15 protein-coding genes are annotated in these 18,988 nt (G+C 70.5%); 13 read left to right on the top strand and 2 right to left on the bottom strand.

Annotated features, from left to right (window positions below):
* The first annotated feature begins 41 nt into the window (after positions 1–41).
* Positions 42–2,672, top strand: a complete 2,631-nt coding sequence (gene mutS / locus ACQUS8_RS06365; protein ID WP_435098598.1) for a DNA mismatch repair protein MutS — start codon at positions 42–44, stop codon at positions 2,670–2,672.
* Here the strand turns inward: mutS (ACQUS8_RS06365) and nucS are convergent.
* Entirely contained in the window at positions 2,669–3,391 is a 723-nt protein-coding gene (nucS, locus tag ACQUS8_RS06370; RefSeq protein WP_435098599.1) for an endonuclease NucS, read from the bottom strand. The genes mutS (ACQUS8_RS06365) and nucS overlap by 4 nt on opposite strands.
* Positions 3,392–3,630: 239 nt before the next feature.
* On the opposite strand from nucS, the gene nasA reads away from it, so the two are divergent.
* The 12 genes from nasA to ACQUS8_RS06430 all read left to right on the top strand — a co-directional run bounded on the left by nasA (position 3,631) and on the right by ACQUS8_RS06430 (position 18,130).
* The gene (gene nasA, locus ACQUS8_RS06375; RefSeq protein WP_435098600.1) at positions 3,631–5,703 is read left to right on the top strand and encodes an assimilatory nitrate reductase NasA; all 2,073 of its coding nucleotides are present in this window, start codon (positions 3,631–3,633) and stop codon (positions 5,701–5,703) included.
* Entirely contained in the window at positions 5,703–6,320 is a 618-nt protein-coding gene (gene mobA, locus ACQUS8_RS06380; RefSeq protein WP_435098601.1) for a molybdenum cofactor guanylyltransferase, read from the top strand. Before nasA ends, mobA begins: the two co-directional genes overlap by 1 nt.
* A 71-nt stretch (positions 6,321–6,391) precedes the next feature.
* On the top strand, positions 6,392–6,556 hold the full coding sequence (lysW, locus tag ACQUS8_RS06385; protein WP_435098602.1) for a lysine biosynthesis protein LysW: 165 nt from the start codon (positions 6,392–6,394) through the stop codon (positions 6,554–6,556).
* A gap of 1 nt (position 6,557) precedes the next feature.
* A complete protein-coding gene (gene lysX, locus ACQUS8_RS06390; protein WP_435098603.1) occupies positions 6,558–7,418 on the top strand; it encodes a lysine biosynthesis protein LysX in 861 nt (286 codons plus the stop codon).
* A complete protein-coding gene (locus ACQUS8_RS06395; RefSeq protein ID WP_435098604.1) occupies positions 7,415–8,254 on the top strand; it encodes an acetylglutamate/acetylaminoadipate kinase in 840 nt (279 codons plus the stop codon). The genes lysX and ACQUS8_RS06395 overlap by 4 nt, the downstream gene beginning before the upstream one ends.
* A 105-nt stretch (positions 8,255–8,359) precedes the next feature.
* On the top strand, positions 8,360–9,409 hold the full coding sequence (locus tag ACQUS8_RS06400) for an AIR synthase family protein (protein WP_435098605.1): 1,050 nt from the start codon (positions 8,360–8,362) through the stop codon (positions 9,407–9,409).
* Between the two features lie 248 nt (positions 9,410–9,657).
* The gene (locus ACQUS8_RS06405; protein ID WP_435098606.1) at positions 9,658–10,485 is read left to right on the top strand and encodes an ion transporter; all 828 of its coding nucleotides are present in this window, start codon (positions 9,658–9,660) and stop codon (positions 10,483–10,485) included.
* Positions 10,486–10,860: 375 nt separating this feature from the next.
* Positions 10,861–13,551: a DNA mismatch repair protein MutS gene (gene mutS / locus ACQUS8_RS06410; protein ID WP_435098607.1), complete on the top strand. Its 2,691-nt coding sequence runs from the start codon at positions 10,861–10,863 to the stop codon at positions 13,549–13,551.
* Positions 13,544–15,550 (top strand): DNA mismatch repair endonuclease MutL, encoded by a 2,007-nt coding sequence (gene mutL, locus ACQUS8_RS06415; protein WP_435098608.1) that lies wholly within the window; start codon positions 13,544–13,546, stop codon positions 15,548–15,550. The genes mutS (ACQUS8_RS06410) and mutL overlap by 8 nt, the downstream gene beginning before the upstream one ends.
* A gap of 143 nt (positions 15,551–15,693) precedes the next feature.
* Entirely contained in the window at positions 15,694–15,837 is a 144-nt protein-coding gene (locus tag ACQUS8_RS06420) for a hypothetical protein (RefSeq protein ID WP_435098609.1), read from the top strand.
* A 55-nt stretch (positions 15,838–15,892) separates the two neighbouring features.
* The gene (gene kdgK1, locus ACQUS8_RS06425; protein ID WP_435098611.1) at positions 15,893–16,846 is read left to right on the top strand and encodes a bifunctional 2-dehydro-3-deoxygluconokinase/2-dehydro-3-deoxygalactonokinase; all 954 of its coding nucleotides are present in this window, start codon (positions 15,893–15,895) and stop codon (positions 16,844–16,846) included.
* A gap of 75 nt (positions 16,847–16,921) precedes the next feature.
* Positions 16,922–18,130 carry a hypothetical protein gene (locus ACQUS8_RS06430; protein WP_435098612.1) on the top strand — a complete coding sequence of 403 codons (1,209 nt, stop codon included), beginning with the start codon at positions 16,922–16,924 and terminating at the stop codon, positions 18,128–18,130.
* A gap of 33 nt (positions 18,131–18,163) precedes the next feature.
* On the opposite strand, the gene ubaA is transcribed toward ACQUS8_RS06430, so the two are convergent.
* Entirely contained in the window at positions 18,164–18,979 is an 816-nt protein-coding gene (gene ubaA, locus ACQUS8_RS06435) for an SAMP-activating enzyme E1 (protein ID WP_435098613.1), read from the bottom strand.
* Positions 18,980–18,988 lie beyond the last annotated feature (9 nt).

Consider the following 18,988-nt stretch of genomic DNA (forward strand, 5'->3'; position numbering starts at 1 on the left):
CCGACGACGAGTATTTCCGGGACGGCGCGTTGGGTGTGGGTATGGACGCGGCTCTGGGACCACCACAGGCGATGGCCGCCCAGCGCGAGGAGCTGACGCCGATGATGGCCCAGTATCACGACCTCTGCGAGGAGTACGACGGCTCGCTCGTGCTCTTCCAGGTCGGGGACTTCTACGAACTCTTCTGTGAGGCGGCGGAGACGGCGGCGCGGATTTTGGAAATCACGCTGACGAAGCGTGAGGACTCGACGGGCACCTACCCGATGGCGGGCATTCCCATCGACAGCGCCGAGTCGTACATCGAGGGCCTGCTGGAGGCGGGCTACCGGGTTGCCGTCGCCGACCAGGTCGAGGACCCGGACGAGGCGAGCGGCGTCGTCGAGCGCGCGGTGACGCGCGTCGTCACGCCCGGCACGCTCACCGAATCCGAACTGCTGCGCTCGGACGACAACAACTTCGTCGCGGCGCTCACCCACGACGAGGGCACCTACGGGCTGGCGTTCCTTGACGTCTCGACGGGTGATTTCGTCGCGACGGGCACGGGCACGCGCGAGACGGTACGCGACGAAATCGAGCGCTTCGACCCCGCGGAGGCCATCGTCGGGCCGGACGCGCCGGACGACGTCTTCGCCGACGACTGCATGGTGACGGCGTACGACCCCGCGGCGTTCGCGAGCGACGCCGCGCGCGAGCAGGTCACCGACTACTTCGGCTCGCCCGAGACCCACCTCGCGGGCCGCGCGGAAGTGCGGGCGTGTGGCGCGCTCCTCGCCTACGCCGAGTACACGCGCGGCGGCGAACACGGCCACCTCGACTACCTGAACCACCTGACGCGCTACGACCCCCGCGAGTACATGGTCCTCGACGGCGTCGCCCTCCGCTCGCTCGAACTCTTCGAGCGCCGGAGCGTCCACGGGAGCGAGGGCACGGCACTCGTCGACGTCCTCGACGAGACGGCGTGCGCGCTCGGCGGCCGCAAACTGAAGGACTGGCTCCGCCGGCCGCTCGTCGACGAGTCGCGCATCGAGGCGCGCCTCGACGCCGTCGAGGAACTCTCCGAGGACCCGCTGACCCGCGATTCCCTGAGTACCCTGCTCGCGGACGTCTACGACCTCGAACGCCTCGTCTCACGGGTGTCGCGGCGGCGTGCGGACGCCCGCGACCTGCGCTCGCTGAAGTCGACGCTCGACGTCGTGCCCGACGTGCGCGCGGAGTTGGACGACGCCGAGAGCGCGCTCCTCCGCGACCTCCGCGAGCGCCTCGACGGCCTCGACGACGTCCGGGACCTCATCGGGAACGCGATTCAGGCGGACCCGGACCGCGAGTTGACCGAGGGCGGCATCATCGCGGACGACTACGACGACCACCTCGACAGTCTGCGCGCGACGGAGCGCGAGGGCCAGCAGTGGATCGAGGACCTCGAAGCGCAGGAGCGCGAGCGCACCGGCATCGACTCGCTGAAGGTCGGACACAACTCCGTGCACGGCTACTACATCGAGGTGACGAACCCGAACCTCGATTCCGTCCCGGAGAACTACGAGCGCCGGCAGACGCTGAAGAACTCGGAGCGCTTCGTCACGCCCGCGCTGAAGGAGCGCGAGGAGGAGATTCTGAACGCGTCGGCGCGCGCCGACGACCGCGAACTCGAACTCTTCCGGGAGGTCCGGCGCGAGGTCGGCGCGGAGGCGGAGCGCGTGCAGGCCGTCGCGGACGCGCTCGCGGAACTCGACGCGCTCGTCTCGCTCGCGAGCGTCGCCGCTCAATACGACTACTGCCGGCCCGAGGTCGGCGGCGAGGACGTCCGCATCGAAGGGGGACGCCACCCCGTCGTCGAGCGCACCGAGGAGTCCTTCGTCCCGAACGACCTCACGCTCACGCGCGACGTGCCGTTCGCGGTGGTGACGGGCCCGAACATGAGCGGGAAATCCACGTATATGCGCCAGACGGCACTCGTCGCGGTGCTCGCCCAGGTGGGGAGTTTCGTGCCCGCGCAGTCCGCGGAGATTCCGCTCATCGACCGGGTGTTCACGCGCGTCGGCGCGAGCGACGACATCGCGGGCGGGCGCTCGACGTTCATGGTGGAGATGACGGAGATGAGCGACATCCTCCGGGACGCCACGGAGAACTCGCTCGTCCTCCTCGACGAGGTGGGCCGGGGGACGAGTACCGCGGACGGGTACGCCATCGCGCAGGCCATCACCGAGCACGTCCACGACGAGGTGGGCGCGTACACGCTGTTCGCGACGCACCACCACGACCTCACCGCGGTCGCCGAGGAGTTGCCGGGCGCGAAGAACCTCCACTTCCGCGCGGAGCGCGAGGACGGCGACGTCACGTTCGTCCACGAGGTCGCGGAGGGCGCGGCGACGGCCTCCTACGGCATCGAGGTCGCCCAGGAGGCGGGCGTCCCATCGAACGTCGTCGCGCGGGCGCGCGAGCTCGTCGCGGCGCACGCGGAGAACGCGGACGTCGAGCCGGACGCGAGCACCGCCGACGCGCCGGCAGACGACGGCAGCGCGCCGACGGACGAGGAGAGTGCCGCGGCGAGCGCGGACGGCGGCCGGACGGACGCCGGGAGGGAGGTGCTCGAGGAACTCGAACGGCTGAACCTCGCGGAGATGACGCCCATCGAGGCGTTGACGACGCTGAACCGCCTCCAGCGCGAACTCTAGGGTTCTAGGCTGACGAACTCGTGGCCGTCGCGCGCGAGCACGCGGCGGGTGCGCGGCGTGCACGAGGGCGCGACGAGGATGCCGCGAACGTCGGCGTCGGCGTGGAGGTCCCGACCGAGCGCGTCGACGTAGCGTGAGAGTTGGCTGGCGGCGTCGGGGCCGGCGCGCGTGGCTTTCAGTTCGACGGCAACGGGGCGACCGGCGCGGTCGCGGCCGAAGACGTCGACGGGGCCGGCGGGCGTGTCGCGCTCGGCGGCGAGCGCGCGGAAGCCCTCCTCGACGAGCGCGGGGTCGGCGAGGATGCGCTCCTTCAGGTCGGCTTCCGTCCCCGAGATTTCGACGTCGGCGTCGGTCTCCTCGGCGGGCATCGCGGCCACCTGTGCGACCGAGTCGAAGGTGACTCGAAGCGTCTCCTCGGGCGAGTCGCGTTCGGCGGTGAGGGTGAGCGCCTCGCCGTCGCTCTCGGCGTCGATGCCGTCGGCGGCGAGCCAGTTCTGCGGTTTCGGGCCGTCGGCGGCGTGGACGAGGAGCGTCAGGTCGGGTTTGAGCGCGACGAGGCGGTCGGCGGGCCCGGCGTGCGAGCGCGTGCGGCCGTCGTAGTCCACGTGACAGCGCCCGAGGAGCGTGCAGAACGCCCGCTGGTCGAGGGCGTCACGGACGTAGGCGGCGGCGTCCGCCGGGGCGGGAGCGACGAGCGGCGACCGGACGGAGTCGGACACGTCCGGTGGTTGGGTGTGGAGCGTCAAAAGCGTCGCGCGAGGCGCCGAATTACGTCCTTAAGGAGAGGATACACATACGAAGAGTGGCTGTCCGGACGGTCTCGGGCAGTATTTTCAGACAATCGTCAACAGTTAGTTTCTTATTCGATACACGCTAGGACTATATCCGTGAGAAGCAATACGTTCGTTTCGAGTTCTATCGAATCGGGTGTAGATACTGAATCGCCCGGTGGTCAGGCGTGAACGGCTGGGTGCCGACGACCTGCATGCGCTGTGCGGTGGGCTGTGGGCACCTCCAGCGCGGCGCGGACCTCGGCTACGGCGTCGACAGCGTTCGGGGGAACGCCCAGCACCCGACGAATCGCGGGCTGGCGTGTCAGCGCGGCGTCCGCGAGACCGCGGACCCGGACGCGGCGTTCCTCACGCGCCCGCTCGTCCGGCGCGACGGCGAGTTGGTGCCGACGACGTGGGACGTCGCGCTCGGCGAAGTCGCGGAGCGGATGCGCGAGGCGCGCGAGACGACACCGGACGCCATCGGCGTGTTGGGGAGCGGCCAGCAGACGAACGAGGCCGCCTACGCGCTCGGGAAGGCCGCGCGCGGCGCCATCGGCACGCGCCACTACGACGCGAACACTACGCTCTGCATGGCCTCAGCGGTGACGGCCTACTACGACGCGTTCGGGAGTGACGCGCCGCCGTGCAGCTACGAGGACATCCCGGAGGCGGAGAGCCACGTCGTCTGGGGGGCGAACCCCGCCGTCGCGCACCCCGTGCTCTTCCGGTGGGTAACGGACAGCGCGAGCGAGGGCGACCTCATCGTCGTCGACCCCGTGGAGACGAAGAGCGCTGAGGCCGCGGACGTCCACGTCCAGCCTGAACCCGGCGGCGACTTGACGCTCGCGCGCGCCGTCCTCGCGCACGTCGTCAACACCGGCCGGCTGGACGCGGCCTTCATCACGGACCACACGCGGCGGTTCGACCACCTGCTCGAGAGCCTGCCGCGGGTCGAGGCAGCCGCCGAGGCGGCGGGCGTCACCGTGGATGACGTCGAAGTGCTGGCGGAGGCGCTCGACGCGAAGACCCTCCTCTACTGGGGGATGGGCGTCAACCAGAGCACGCGCGGGACGGCGACGGCGGGCGCGCTCATCGACCTCTGTCTCGCCACCGGGAACCTCGGCGAGGGCTCCGGGCCGTTCTCGCTCACCGGGCAGGCGAACTCGATGGGGACGCGGGTCTGCTCCTCGAAGGGCGGCTGGCCGGGAATGCGCGACTTCGACGACGCAGAAGCCCGCGCCGAGGTCGCGGAGACGTGGGACATCCCTGAAGAACGGCTGCCGGACGACCCCGGCCCCGGGCCGGTGGGCATCATGGACGCCGTCGGCGACCCCATCGAGGTGCTGTGGACGGTGGCGACGAACCCCGTCGCCGGCCTCCCGGACGCTGACGACGCCGCGGAGAAACTGGAGGACGTCTTCCTCGTCGTGCAGGACGCCTTCCACTCCGAGACCGTCGAGTACGCTGACGTCGTCCTCCCGGCGGCGACGTGGGGGGAGAGCGAGGGGACGACGACGAACATGGAGCGTGCCGTCTCGCGGGTGCGCGCCGTCACGGAGACGCCCTCGGGCGTCCGCACGGACGTCGACCTCATCGCGAGCGTCGCGAACAGCGTCGAACCAGGTACCTTCGAGCGCCACCCCGAGCCCGAGGACCTCTTCGAGGAGATGACGGCGCTCACCGAGGGGACGCCTGCGGACCTCTCCGGACTCTCCTACGAGCGCCTCGACGCGGAGGGGGCCGTCCGGTGGCCCGCGCCCGACGCGGAGACGTCCGTCGACTATCGCTACCGGCGCGAGGACGGCTGGGCGTTCGAGACGGTCGACGGGAAGGCGTGGTTCTCGCTCGGGGGCACCACCGAGGGCGGCCTCCCCGAGCCCACTACCGAGGAGTACCCGTTGACGCTGACCACGGGCCGCGAGGCGGACGGCTACAACACTGGCGTGCGCTCGCGCGGCAGCGAGACGGAGGTGCCGACGGTGCGGCTGAACCCGGCGGACGCGGACGACGGCGACCACGTCTACGTGGAGACCCGGCGGGGCTCGGCGGCGGCCGTCGTCGAGACCGACAGCGCGGTGCCGGAGGGCGTCGCGTGGCTCTCAATCCACCACCCGGCGACGAACCGGCTGACGATCCCGGAGGTCGACCCGCGCTCGGCGGAGCCGAACTACAAGCAGTGCGCGGCGCGCGTCGTCCCGCGCGTCGAGGGGACGACGGACGCGACGACCGCGACCGTGACAGAGGAGGCGGGCGACTGATGCGCGCCGGCGTGGTGGTCGCGGGCGGCCGCTCGGAGCGCTTCGGCCCCGCCGAGAAGGCGCTCGCGACGGTGGACGGCCAGCCGATGCTCCGCTTAGTCGCGCTGGCACTCGCGCCGCACGTCGACGAACTCGTGGTGAACTGCCGGCACGACCAGCGCGACGCCTTCGCGGACGCGCTAGCGGGTGTCGTGCCCACGCCGCGTTTCGCGCCCGACCCGCGGCCGGACACCGGACCCGTCGCGGGCGCGCTGACGGCGCTCCGGACGACAACCGCCTCGCACGCCGTCGTCGCGGCCTGCGACCAGCCCTTCCTCGACCCGGGGACGGTCGAGTCGCTCTTCGAGGCGGCGAACGACCACGGCGCGATACCGCGGGCGGACGGCACACTCCGACCGTTCGGCGGCGTCTACGGCGTCACCCCCACGAAGGAGGCCTGCGAGGCCGTCGTCGCGCGCGGCGGCGAGTCGATGCGCGAAGTCGCCTCCTTCCTCGACCCCGAGGTCGTGGACGTGCAGCGCGCCGCGCCGTTCCTGAGCGTGGACACCCGTGCCGACCTCGCGGCGGCGCGACGCGACGCCCCGACGAACGGCGACACCTACGCACGCGGCGAGTAGGCGATCGGGCGCCGACTGCAAGCGATGACTCCTGCACGAAAGCTAAGTAGGCGCTCTGCGAATGTGACTCCATGACAGAGTGCCCGGAGTGTGGCGCGGAACTGGACCTGCACGACACCCTCGAAGTCGGCGAAATCGTCGACTGTGGGACGTGCGGCGCGGAACTCGAAGTGACCGGCGAGGCGCCGGTAACGCTCGAGCCGGCGCCCGAACTCGACGAGGACTGGGGGGAGTAGGGTGCGGTTGGGCTTCCTCTACTCGCGCATCCGGAAGGACGAACAGCTCCTCCTCGAGGAACTCCGCGAGCGCGGCCACGACGTCGTGAAAATCGACGTCCGGGAGCCGCAGTTCGCCATCCGCGAGCGACCCGAGGAACTCGAGGACCTCGATTTGGCGCTGAACCGGTGTCAGGAGTCCTCGCGGGTGCGCTACGTGAGCATGTTCTGCGAGCACTACGACGTGCCCGTGGTGAACGGCGCGGCCGCGACGGCGACCTGCGCGGACAAGGTGCGGGGCAGTCTCGCGCTGGAGGCCGCCGACGTCCCTACACCCCGGACCGAGGTGTCCTTCGACGTCGAGAGCGCGCTCGAGTCCATCGAGGCGTTCGGCTATCCCTGCGTCATCAAGCCCGTCACGGGCTCCTGGGGTCGCTTGCTGGCGAAAATCGACACGCGCGACGCCGCCGAAGCGGTGTTGGAGCACAAGCAGACGCTCGGGAGCTACGAGCACTCCGTCTTCTACATCCAGGAGTTCATCGAGAAGCCCGGCCGGGACATCCGGGTCGTCGCAGCGGACGGCGAGCCGATCGCGGCGATGACGCGCTCGGCCGAGCACTGGATCACGAACGCCGCGCGCGGCGGCGAAGCGAAACCCTTTGAGGTGGACGAGGAGGTACTCGACCTCGTGAACCGCGCGAGTGACGCCGTCGGCGGCGGACTGCTGGGTATCGACCTGATGGAGACGAAAGACGGCGGGTACACCGTCCACGAGGTGAACGCCACCTGCGAGTTCAAGGCGCTGAACGACGCCGTCCCCGAGACGGACGTACCCGCACGCATCGTCGACTGGCTGGAGACGAAGGCGGAGGTGGCGGAATGACGACAGTCGTCAAAATCGGCGGCGCGAAGGCTGTCGACCCGGAGGGCGCGCTCGCGGACGTCGCCGCCCTCACGGAGGAGGGCGAGGACGTCGTCGTCGTCCACGGCGGCTCGACGGCGGTGGACGAGGCGCTCGAAGCGATGGACATCGACCCCGAGTACGTGGAGACGCCGGGCGGCGTCGTCGGGCGTTTCACGGACGAGGAGACGATGGACGTGTTCAAGATGGCGATGCCGGGACTCGTGAACACCGACCTCGTGACCGGCCTGCAGAACCAGGGCGTAGACGCGGTCGGGCTCTCCGGCGTCGACGGCGGCCTCCTCACCGGCCCGCGGAAGTCCGCGGTCAGGGTTGTCGAGGACGGCAAGAAGAAGATCAAGCGCGGCGACCACTCCGGCACCATCGAGTCGGTGAACGCCGGATTGCTCGAAACGCTCCTCGAGGATGGCTACACGCCGACGGTGTCGGTGCCGATGCTCGGCGTCGAGGACGACGGCTCCTACACGGCCGTGAACAGCGACGCGGACCGCTCGGCGGCCGCAGTCGCGGGCGCGCTCGACGCGGACCTCGTCCTCCTGACGGACACGCGCGGCGTCTACCGGGATCCCGAGGACCCCGAGACGCTCATCGAGCGCGTCACGACGCCCGCGGAGTACGACGAGCTGACGGACGCGGCGGAGGGCTTCATGAAGCGGAAGGTGATGGCCGCCGAGGAGGCCCTGCGCGGCGGCGCGCCCACCGTGGTCGTCGGGGACGCGAACGCCGACAACCCGATCCGCTCCGCGCTCGAGGGCGCGGGGACGACGGTCGAGCGAGACGCGCTCCCCGAGGTCTGAGACCGGCGGAACGTTTCCGCCGGCGCGGCGAGCACGGCGAGGACGCCCGGTACGTCGTCGGCGCCTAAGCGCAGGCCCTAACCACCTCCCCGCCGCATCTCGGGTATGGACCCCGGGAAGGTCGAACGCGAGTTCTTCGACGAGCACATCTATCCGCGGCTCGGCGCGTCCCGCGAGGACGTCCGCCTCGGCCCGACGCACGGCGCCGACTTCGGCGTCGTCGACGTCGGCGAGTCGGTGGTGGCGATGGCGACCGACCCCGTCTTCGTGCTCCGCGAACTCGGCGTCGAGCGCGCCGCGTGGTTCGCCGTCCACATCGTCGTGAGCGACGCCGCGCTCTCCGGCATCCCACCCAGCCACCTCAGCATCGACCTGAACCTCCCACCGTCGACGAGCGTCGACTACTTCGGGGCGCTGTGGGAGGTGTTTCACCGTGAGGCCGAGAAGCTCGGCATCGCCATCACGACCGGTCATACGGGTACGTACGCGGGATGCGCGTGGCCGACCGTCGGCGCGGCGACGACGCTCGCGGTGGGCGACCCCGCCGACCTCGTGGTGCCGACCGGTGCCGAACCCGGCGACCGACTCGTCTGCACGAAGGGGCCGGCCATCGAGACGACGGGCATCCTGAGTGTGCTCTACGGGGACGCGCTCGACTTGCCGGACGAAACAGTCGAGGCGGGCAAAGCACGCTTCGAGGAGGCATCGCCCGTCCGCGACGCGCTGACCGCCGCGGCCGCCGGGCCGGTGACGGCGATGCACGACGCCACCGAGCGCGGCGTCGACAACGCCCTGCACGAACTCGCGCACGCCGCGGACGTCGAACTCGCCGCCGAACGCGAGCGCTTCCCGATCGCGCCCGGCGTCGAGGCGGTCTGCGCGGCGTTCGACGTGAACCCGTGGGTGTCCTCCAGCGAGGGGACCGTCCTCATGACGGTGCGGCCTGAGGGCGTCGAGGACGTGCTGGACGCGCTCGCCGCAGAAGGCATCCGTGCCGCCGAGGTCGGCGAGGTTCGCGAGGGAAGTGGCGTGACGATGGACGGCCGCGACCTGTCGAAACCGACGAGCGACCCGCTCTGGAACGCCTACGAGCACGGGAAGGAGGCGTACGGCGTGCAGACGGGGTGGAAGGCGGAGCAATCGCTGGACGAGTAGCGACGCGAGAAGTGGCGCGACGCGGTCCGTCGCACCTCGGTCGTATCTACTGGTTGTGACGAGAAATACTTAAACGACGACGCGGCAGGCGCGACGGCGTCGCGACTCGGGGTGTTGCGATAGTCGCCCGAGAAAGGCGGGCGACCCTGCTCGTATCTATTGCTTGTGACGAGAAGCACTTAAATAGCCGGTGGGCCGACGACGGCTCGGGCATCGGCGTTATGACCGGGGAGCGCACTACGGGAGCTATGGGCGGTGACGCGCCGACGACCGTTCGTGAGCGGGTGCGGTTCTACCTTCATGACAGCGAGACGCCAGTCGGGCGCGTGCTCGACATCACGCTGTTCGCGTTGAACCTCGTGTTCGTCGCCATCTACGTCGCACAGACATACCGGCTGTCGGCGGGCGTGCGCGCCCTGCTCTGGAACGCGGAGCTCACCGTCGCCGTCGTCTTCGCCGCCGAGTACGCGCTTCGACTCTGGGTCGCTGAGGACACACTCGCGGCGGTCAGGGACCCGTACGCGGTCGTCGACCTCTTGGCCATCCTCCCGACGTTCGCGGTGTTCGTCCTGCCGGCGTCCGCCGTGGCGTCCATCGGATTCCTCCGCGCGATTCGCGTCGTCCGCGTGCTGCGTTTCTACCGGTTCACCCAAGACGCCGAGTTCTTCTTCGGAACGGTGTCGGACAACGCCCTCCGCGCGATGAAACTGCTCGTGACCGTCCTCGTCATCCTCTTCGTCTCCGCGGGGCTGTTCTACAGCGCCGAGCACGCCGTAAACCCCGACGTCGCGACGTTCGGTGACGCCTTCTACTACACCGTCGTCGCGCTCTCCACGGTCGGGTTCGGCGACGTCCTCCCCGTGACGACGCTCGGACGCTGGATAACTATCGGATCCATCATCGCCGCGGTCATCCTCGTCCCGCAGCAGGCGAGCAAAATCGTCAAGGAGTGGACGACGCGGGAGAAAGTGGATGTCACGTGCCCGAACTGCGGGCTCTCGGCGCACGATCCGGACGCCTCGCACTGCAAGGCCTGCGGGCACGTCATCTATCAGGAGACGGACGGTGCCGAGTGAGCGGCGATGGCGTGGCTCCGCGAGAGTGGGTCGGAGGCCGACAGCAGCGCCGCTCGACGACATGAGAGCGAGAGACGTGGCGCGACGCGGCCCGTCGCACCTCGGTCGTATCTACTACTTGTGACCAGAACAACTTAAAGACGGGACGGCAGCGGTGGAAGTCGTGGAGTCCCGACGGTGATGTGTGCGACGCCGAGGAGAAACGCGCCGCTCTACGGAAGTGACGTCGGTCACCCCAGAACCCGGGGCGACCCTGCTCGTATCTACTGCTTGTGACGAGAACTACTTAAAGGATGTCGAGCGGTGGGGTTTTACTCGCCGACGGCCACCATCCGCTATGACCGAGACGCCTGCGCACGCCGGGGTGAGGGCGACGTGACCGGTATCGTCGAGGAGTTCCTCGCGCTGAAGGAGGAGACGGACGCGGACGTCCTCGCGATGCAGGTGGGCGACTTCTACGAGTTCTTCGCGGAGGACGCCCGCCTCGTCGCCGACGAACTCGACCTGAAGGTCTCCGAGAAGTCGAGTCACGGCTCCGCCTACCCGATGGCGGGCGTCCCGCTGAAGGAGTTGACGCCCTACCTGAAGTCGCTCGTGGAGCGCGGCTATACGGTGGCTGTCGCGGAACAGCGCAGCAGCGACGACACGACGCGCGAAATCACGCGCGTGGCGACGCCCGGCACACTTCTGGAGGCGACGGGCGCGGACGCGCGCTACCTCGTGAGCGCCGTGCGCGACGACGGGACGTGGGGGCTCGCGGCGGTGGACGTAACGACGGGCGCGTTCCACGTCACCGAGTTGGAGGGCGAGCGGACGGCGCTCGCGGAACTCGGGCGCTTCTCCCCGGAGGAGGTGCTCCCCGGGCCTGAACTACGCGACGACGAGGACGTGCTCGCGGCGCTCCGCGAGGACACGGACGCGACGCTCACCGTCCACGGCCCGGACGCGTTCGCGCCCGGACGGGCGACGCATCGCGTACGCGAGCAGTTCGGCGAGGGCACGCTCGAGTCCATCGGCGTCGAGCCCGAGGGGCCGGGCGCGCGGGCGGCGGGCGCGGCGCTGGATTACGTCGAGAAGACGGGCGTCGGCGTGTTGTCGTCGCTGACGCGCGTGCAGGCCTACCGGGCGGACGACCACGTCGCGCTCGACCCGACGACGCGACGCAACCTCGAACTCACGGGGACGATGCACGGCGAGCGCGAGGGGTCGCTCGCGGACACGCTCGACCACACGGTGACGTCAATGGGGTCGCGCCGCCTCGAGGCGTGGCTGGTGCGGCCGGTACAGGACCGCGCGGAACTCGAACGCCGCCACGACTGCGTCGCGGCGCTCGCCGGGGACGCCTTGGAGCGCGACGCCGTCAGGGAGACGCTGGACGGCGCGTACGACCTCGAACGACTCGCGGCGCGTGCGACGTCGGGGAGCGCGGACCCGGCAGCAATTCGGCGCGTCGCCGACACCTTGGAGCGCCTGCCCACGCTCCACGAGCGGCTCGCGGAGTCGCCGGCACTCGCCGACTCCCCCTTGAGCGATATCGTCGCGCGGGTGGACTTGGACGACGCCGCAGAGCTCCGCGAGACCATCGACAGCGCGCTCGTGGAGAACCCGGGCGGCGAAACGGGCGTCTTCGCACGGGGCTACGACGACGAACTCGACCGTATCGCTGACGAGCACGACGCCGTCGTCGAGTTCTTCGACTCGCTCGCCGAGCGCGAGAAGGAAAACACGGAGCTCTCGCGAGTGACCGTCGACCGGAACAAGACCGACGGCTACTACATCCAGGTGGGGAACTCCCAGACCGACCGGGTGCCCGAGCACTACCGGGAGGTGAAGACGCTGAAGAACTCGAAGCGCTACCGGACGGACGAACTCGACGAGAAGGAGCGCGCGCTCGTCCGGTTGGAGGAGGAGCGCGCCGCCCGCGAGCGCGAACTCTTCGAGCAGTTGCGTGAGGAAGTGGCCGCACACGCCTCGCTGCTGCAGGACGCGGGCCGGGCGCTCGCCGAGGTGGACGCGCTCGCGTCGTTCGCCCAACACGCCTCCGCGAACCGCTGGACGCGCCCCACGTTGCGCGACGACCGCGAACTCGACGTCGTGGCGGGCCGCCACCCGGTGGTCGAGCAGACGGTGGAGTTCGTGCCGAACGACGTGCGCCTCACCGACGACCGGCGCTTCCTCGTCGTGACGGGCCCGAACATGAGCGGGAAATCCACATATATGCGCCAGACGGCGCTCATCGTGTTGCTCGCGCAGGCGGGGAGCTTCGTGCCCGCCGAGTCCGCCGAGATCGGCCTCGTGGACGGCGTCTACACGCGCGTCGGCGCGCTGGACGAACTCGCGCAGGGCCGCTCGACGTTCATGGTGGAGATGCAGGAGCTCTCGAACATCCTCCACTCCGCGACGGCAGACTCGCTGGTCGTGCTGGACGAAGTCGGGCGCGGGACGGCGAGCGACGACGGCATCAGCATCGCGTGGGCGGCGACCGAGTACCTCCACAACGAGGTGCGCGCGAAGACGCTGTTCGCGACCCACTACCACGAGTTGACGGCGCTCGCCGACCGACTCGAGGGCGTCCGGAACGTCCACGTGGAGGTGGACGAGCGGAACGACGGCGAGGACGTGACGTTCCTCCGGACGGTGACTGAGGGGCCGGCGGACCGCTCCTACGGGATTCACGTCGCGGACCTCGCGGGCGTCCCCGACCCCGTGGTGTCGCGCTCACGGGACGTCCTCCAGCGGCTCCGCGCGGACGAAGCCATCGACGTCCGGGGCGGGTCGACGGACGACGGCGGGGGCGACACGGAACAGGTCGTCTTCGACCTCGGGAGCGGCGAACTCCGCACCGAAGGCGACGACGCGGGCGCGCCGGACGCGGGTGCGGGGAGCGCCGGCGCGGGAAGCACTGAGGCGGCCAGCGCCGAGGCGGACGGCGGGAGCGCGGCGCCGTTCGACGCCGAGACGCGCGAGGTACTCGAGGAGTTGCGCGACGTCGACATCAACAACACGTCACCGCTCGAGTTGCTCCAGCGGGTGAACGAGTGGCAAAAGCGCGTGGACGATGACTGAGGAGATCCGCGAACTCGACCCGGCGACGGTGGACCGCATCGCGGCGGGCGAGGTAGTCGAGCGCCCGGCGTCCGTCGTGAAGGAACTCGTGGAGAACAGCCTCGACGCGGACGCCTCGCGCATCGAGGTCGAAGTGGAGGGCGACGGTACCGAACGTATCGTGGTGCGCGACGACGGCGTCGGGATGACGCGGCCCGACGCCAAAATCGCCGTCCGACAGCACACAACGTCGAAGATTCGGGACGCCGACGACCTCGGGAGCGTCGCGACGCTCGGCTTCCGCGGGGAGGCCCTCCACACCATCGCCGCGGTCTCACGGACGACGGTGACGACGCGCGCTCGTACGGGTGACGGCCCGGCGACCGAACTCCGCGTCGAGGGCGGGGACGTCGTGTCCGTCGAGCCGGCGGGGCGCGCGCCGGGGACGACCATCACGGTCGAGGACCTCTTCTACAACACGCCCGCGCGCCGGGAGTTCCTGAGCGCGCCGAGCACGGAGTTCGGCCACGTGAACCGCGCCGTTTCGAGGTATGCGCTCGCGAACCCGGACGTCGCCGTCTCGCTCTCCCACGACGGCTCGGAGACGTTTGCGACGCCGGGTGACGGCGACCTCCGTGGGGCGGTGCTCGCCGTCTACGGCCGCAAGGTCGCGGAGTCGATGATTCGCGTGGACGCCGCGCCCGACGGCTCGCTCGAGGGTGTGTCGGGTTACGTGAGCCACCCGGAGACGACGCGCTCGACGCGCGAGTACCTCGCGACGTACGTGAACGGCCGCTACGTCAGCGATTCGGTGCTCCGCGAGGCGCTGGTGGAGGCCTACGGCACCCAGTTGGCTGCGGACCGCTTCCCGTTCGCGGTGCTGGACGTCGAGATCGCCCCGAGCGCGGTGGACGCGAACGTCCACCCGCGAAAGATGGAGGTGCGCTTCGAGGACGAGGCGGGCGTCCGCGAGGGCGTCACCGAGGCGGTGCGCGACGCGCTGCTGGAGCACGGCCTCGTTCGCTCGCGCGCGCCGCGCGGCGCGTCACAGCCACGGGACGCTGCCATCGCCCCCGAGCGGCCGGACGACGGTGTCGAGCGGAGCGACTCGGAGGACGACACGGGCGACGGCGCGAGCGAGGACGGGCGACGGGAGTCGGCGTCCGCGGAGTCGCCACAGACACGTGGGCGCTCCCGGCCGGGCGCGACGAGCCGTCGGCGAACGCCGGAGACTGGCACGACGGACACCAGTTCGAGCGGGAGCACGACGTCGGACAGTCGGGCGTCGCACACCGCGTCGAGCACGTCGACGTCGAACACCGGGTCGGACGCCCGGAAGTTCGCGGGCGCGTCGCGGAACGCCCGCCTTCCGGGGACCAAGAACGACGCGGCGGAGGAGACGGCGGAGCGCGAGCGACTCCCGGAGATGCGCGTGCTCGGCCAACTGCACGACACCTACGTCGTCGCGGAGACGGCCTCGGGGCTGGTGCTCGTGGACCAGCACGCGGCGGACGAGCGCGTGCGCTACGAGGCACTCCGGGAGGAACTCGGCGAGTCGCCGGACTCGCAGGCGCTCGTCGCGCCCGCGAAGCTGGAGGTGACGGCGGCGGAGGCCGCGAGTTTCGAGGCGTCGCTGGACGCCCTGCGCGACGCCGGCTTCGAGGCCGAGTTGGACGGCCGGACGGTGGTCGTCTCGGCGGTGCCGGCGGTGTTCGGGCAGGTGCTCGATGCCGAGTTGGTGCGGGACGTCCTCGCGTCCGCGGCGAGCGCCGTCGGCGGCGACGACGTGCAGTCGGCGGCGGACGCGGTGCTCGCGGACATGGCGTGCAAGCCCGCAATCAAAGGGAACACGTCGCTCCCGGAGGGCGACGTGACCGCGCTCCTGGACGCGCTCGACGCCTGCGAGGAGCCGTGGGCGTGCCCGCACGGTCGACCTGTCGTCGTCGAACTCGACGAGGCGGAGTTGGACGCGCGCTTCGAGCGCGACTATCCGGGCCATCAGGACCGCGCACCCGAATAGCGGCCCGGGCCGGGGGTCGAGGGACTTCTGCGGGGACGTGTGACCGACGAGCGGCCACTCCGGTCGCCGACATCGCGCCCTGACCGGGAGCGACGACGAGGGTGGGACGGAGGATTCATATAGTGGTAGTGGTATGCATACCCATGGACGGTGGCCTCGAAGACCCACTGACGATGGTGAACGCCCGGATGAGCGACGGTGCGGCGTGGCACGCGGACGATCCCGTGCTTCTCCTCGGGTTCCTGCTCGTCGCCGTCGAGCTCCTCGCCGTCTTCGCGCTCCTGTAGGGGGAATCGGCGAGAATCCCGGTCATTCATTTAGGGCGCTGTCCTCTCCCGAGGTATGAGTGACCTCGTGACGTTCGGCGAGTCGATGCTGCGCCTCAGCCCCCCGGGCCAGGAGCGCATCGAGCGTGCGACCGAACTGGAGTTCCGCGCGGCGGGCGCGGAGAGCAACGTCGCGGTGAACGCGGGCCGTCTCGGCGTCGAGGCGACGTGGCTGTCGAAGCTCCCGGACTCGCCGCTCGGCCGGAAGGTGACGGCGACCGTCGAGTCCCAGGGCGCGGAGGCGGACGTCGTCTGGAGCGAGGAGGGTCGACAGGGCACCTACTACCTCGAGCAGGCCTCGAAGCCGCGCCCGACGAACGTCATCTACGACCGGGACGACGCCGCGGTGACGACGGCGACGGCCGACGAACTCCCCACCGGGCGCGTCGCCGAGGCCGACTACTTCTACACCTCCGGCATCACGCCCGCGCTCTCGGACACGCTTGAGGAGACGACGGCGGACCTCCTCGAGGCCGCACAGGACGCGGGGACGACGACGGCGTTCGACGTGAACTACCGCTCGAAGCTCTGGACGCCCGCGGAAGCCCGCCCTGTCATCGAGTCACTCTTCCCCGATATCGACGTGCTCGTGACGGCGGTCCGCGACGCGCGCACCGTCCTCGGCCTGGAGGGGGACGCCGAGCGGGTCGCGCGCGACCTCGCCGAGGAGTGGGGCTTCGAGACGGTCGTCGTGACGCGCGGCGCGGAGGGCGCGCTCGCCCTCCACGCGGGCGATGTCGTCGAGCAGCCGGCGTTCGAGGCGGACACCCACGACGCCGTCGGAACGGGCGACGCCTTCGTCGGGGGCTTCCTCGCGCGGCGCCTGCAGGGCGACGGCGTGCCCGCGGCGCTGGAGTACGCGGCGGCCGTCGCGTCGCTCAAGCGCACCATCCCGGGCGACACGGCGCTCGTCACGCCCGAGGAAGTGGAGGCAGTGCTCGACCGGGCGGGCGGCGACATCGCGCGCTGAGGGCGGCGAAAGCCGTCAGCGCGGTGAACGGTGGCCACAACGGTTTTTCCGAACTCACCGTGAACGTTCGGACGCATGATTCGGCAGACTGCAGTAGTGACAGCGGTTGCACTCCTTCTCGTCTCCGTGGCGGCCCCCGCTCCCGCGGCAGCGGCGTCCGGCGACGCGAAGGCCTACACGGGCACGCACGTCTCCTTCGACGTCCAGGGCTCGACGGTGACGAACTACGCCGTCGAGGGCCAGACCGTCGTCCAGAGCATCGGCGTCCAGTCCACCTCCAAGGCGAAGAGTAGCGGCGGCGGCTTCCTCGGCGCGGACGGGAGCATCGACCTCTCGGCCGTCGCGAGCGTCGAGCTCGCAGGCCTCTCGCTCGGCGCGACGACGAAGGCGGCCGCGACGGTGCGCGCCGACAGCGGCGCGACGCTCACCGCGCACGACGACAACAACGGCGTCCTCGTCGTCAACGCCAGCGAGGGCTCGCAGGTCGTCGTCGCGAACCTCTCCGCCGACGCGTCCGCCGAGGCGGCGAGCGAGAACCAGGTGCAGGTGACGACGGCGAACGGCACGCAGGCGACGTTCATCGCCGTCGGGAACGCGAGCGTCACCGTCAACGACAACGGCAACGTCACCGGGCAGGTCGGCGCGAACGGTAAGGTCGTCCTGCGCTCCTACCCGGACGAGAAGGACGAGGCCGACGAGCAGGCCGAGGAGATGATCGCGTCAGGGCAGGCCGCCGGTGAGGCCTACGTCGGCGCCGCCGCGGACGCGAGCGCGGACGCCGAGACCAGCGTCGTGACGTACGCGAACGAGACGACGATGTCCGCGACGCAGACCGGCGAGTCCACCGTGAACGTCACCGTGGACCGCACGCAGGAGACCGGCAAAATCCTCATCACGACCGTCTCCGAGGCCGCCGTCGGTACCACCGAGAACCTCGACGTCTCGGTGAGCGGCGGCGCGGCCGTCGAAGTCTCCTCCTACAGCGAACTGAAGTCCGCGGTCGGGAGCGAGGAGTCCGCGTACATGGTGACACAGCAGTCATCCGGGAACGCGACCGTCTTCGTCGCGTTCAACCACTTCTCCGAGCGCACCGCCTCCATCAGCGGCGCGGACGGCAGCCAGCAGTCCGGCGAGACGACGACCACCACGAACGAGTCCACCACGTCCGGTGACTCCGGTGGCGACGACGGCGAAACCACGACCAGCGGCGGGTCGCCCGGCTTCGGCGTCGTGACGGTCGTCGGCGCGCTCGTCGCGCTCACCCTCCTCGCGCGCCGCGACTGACCGAGCGACACCTCTCCTCTCGTTTTCGCGCGCTCAGGCCCGCACCGTACAGCCGCCGGTGTACTCGACGTCCTCGACGGAGTCGATGGCGGGGTCGTCACCGCAGACCGGGCAGTCGGGGTTCGGCGCAATCGGCACCTCCTCGAAGCCGACGTCCGCGGCGTCGTAGTGGAGCATTCGGCCCGTGAGGAGGTCCCCGACGCCGAGAATCGACTTCACGGCCTCGGTGGCCTGCAGACACCCCACCGTGCCGGGCAGGACGCCGAGGACACCGGCGGTCGCGCAGTCCGGGACGACGCCCTCCTCGGGCGCCTCCGGGAAGACACAGCGGTAGCAGGGGCCGTCCGGCGTGACGGTGATGGCCTGGCCCTCGAACTTGTAGATGGCGCCGTGGCTGAACGGCACGCCCGCGAGCACGCAGGCGTCGTTCACGAGGTAACGCGTTCCGAAGTTGTCCGTGCAGTCGACGACGAAGTCACGGCCCTCGATGAGGTCGGTCGCGTTCTCCGTGGAGAGCCGAACCTGATGGGTCTCGACGTCGACGTCCGGATTGAGGTCCTCGACGTAGCGGCGCGCCGAGTCGACCTTCGGCGTGCCGACGTCCGCGTCGCGGTGGATGATCTGGCGCTGGAGGTTCGAGCGCTCCACCTCGTCGTCGTCCACGATAGCGAGGTGGCCGACGCCCGCCGCGGCGAGGTATTCGATGACCGGGGAGCCGAGGCCGCCCGCGCCAATCACGAGGACGTCCGCGTCGAGCAGGGCGGCCTGGCCGTCGGGCCCGACGTCGTCCATGATGATGTGCCGGGAGTACCGGTCCAACTGGGTGGGGTCGAGGTTGAGGTCGGCCATACCCCGACT

This window comes from Halarchaeum sp. P4, assembly GCF_051195175.1.
Taxonomy (GTDB): Archaea; Halobacteriota; Halobacteria; order Halobacteriales; family Halobacteriaceae; genus Halarchaeum.

Bases quoted from the DNA above. Each gene is read 5' to 3' on its own strand.
- ubaA (WP_435098613.1), bottom strand. From the start codon at position 18,979: ATGGCCGACCTCAACCTCGACCCCACCCAGTTGGACCGGTACTCCCGG.
- mutS (WP_435098598.1), top strand. From the start codon at position 42: ATGGACGCGGCTCTGGGACCACCACAGGCGATGGCCGCCCAGCGCGAG.
- ACQUS8_RS06400 (WP_435098605.1), top strand. From the start codon at position 8,360: ATGGACCCCGGGAAGGTCGAACGCGAGTTCTTCGACGAGCACATCTAT.
- kdgK1 (WP_435098611.1), top strand. From the start codon at position 15,893: ATGAGTGACCTCGTGACGTTCGGCGAGTCGATGCTGCGCCTCAGCCCC.
- ACQUS8_RS06420 (WP_435098609.1), top strand. From the start codon at position 15,694: ATGGACGGTGGCCTCGAAGACCCACTGACGATGGTGAACGCCCGGATG.
- mobA (WP_435098601.1), top strand. From the start codon at position 5,703: ATGCGCGCCGGCGTGGTGGTCGCGGGCGGCCGCTCGGAGCGCTTCGGC.
- ACQUS8_RS06395 (WP_435098604.1), top strand. From the start codon at position 7,415: ATGACGACAGTCGTCAAAATCGGCGGCGCGAAGGCTGTCGACCCGGAG.
- ACQUS8_RS06405 (WP_435098606.1), top strand. From the start codon at position 9,658: ATGGGCGGTGACGCGCCGACGACCGTTCGTGAGCGGGTGCGGTTCTAC.
- ACQUS8_RS06430 (WP_435098612.1), top strand. From the start codon at position 16,922: ATGATTCGGCAGACTGCAGTAGTGACAGCGGTTGCACTCCTTCTCGTC.
- mutL (WP_435098608.1), top strand. From the start codon at position 13,544: ATGACTGAGGAGATCCGCGAACTCGACCCGGCGACGGTGGACCGCATC.
- lysW (WP_435098602.1), top strand. From the start codon at position 6,392: ATGACAGAGTGCCCGGAGTGTGGCGCGGAACTGGACCTGCACGACACC.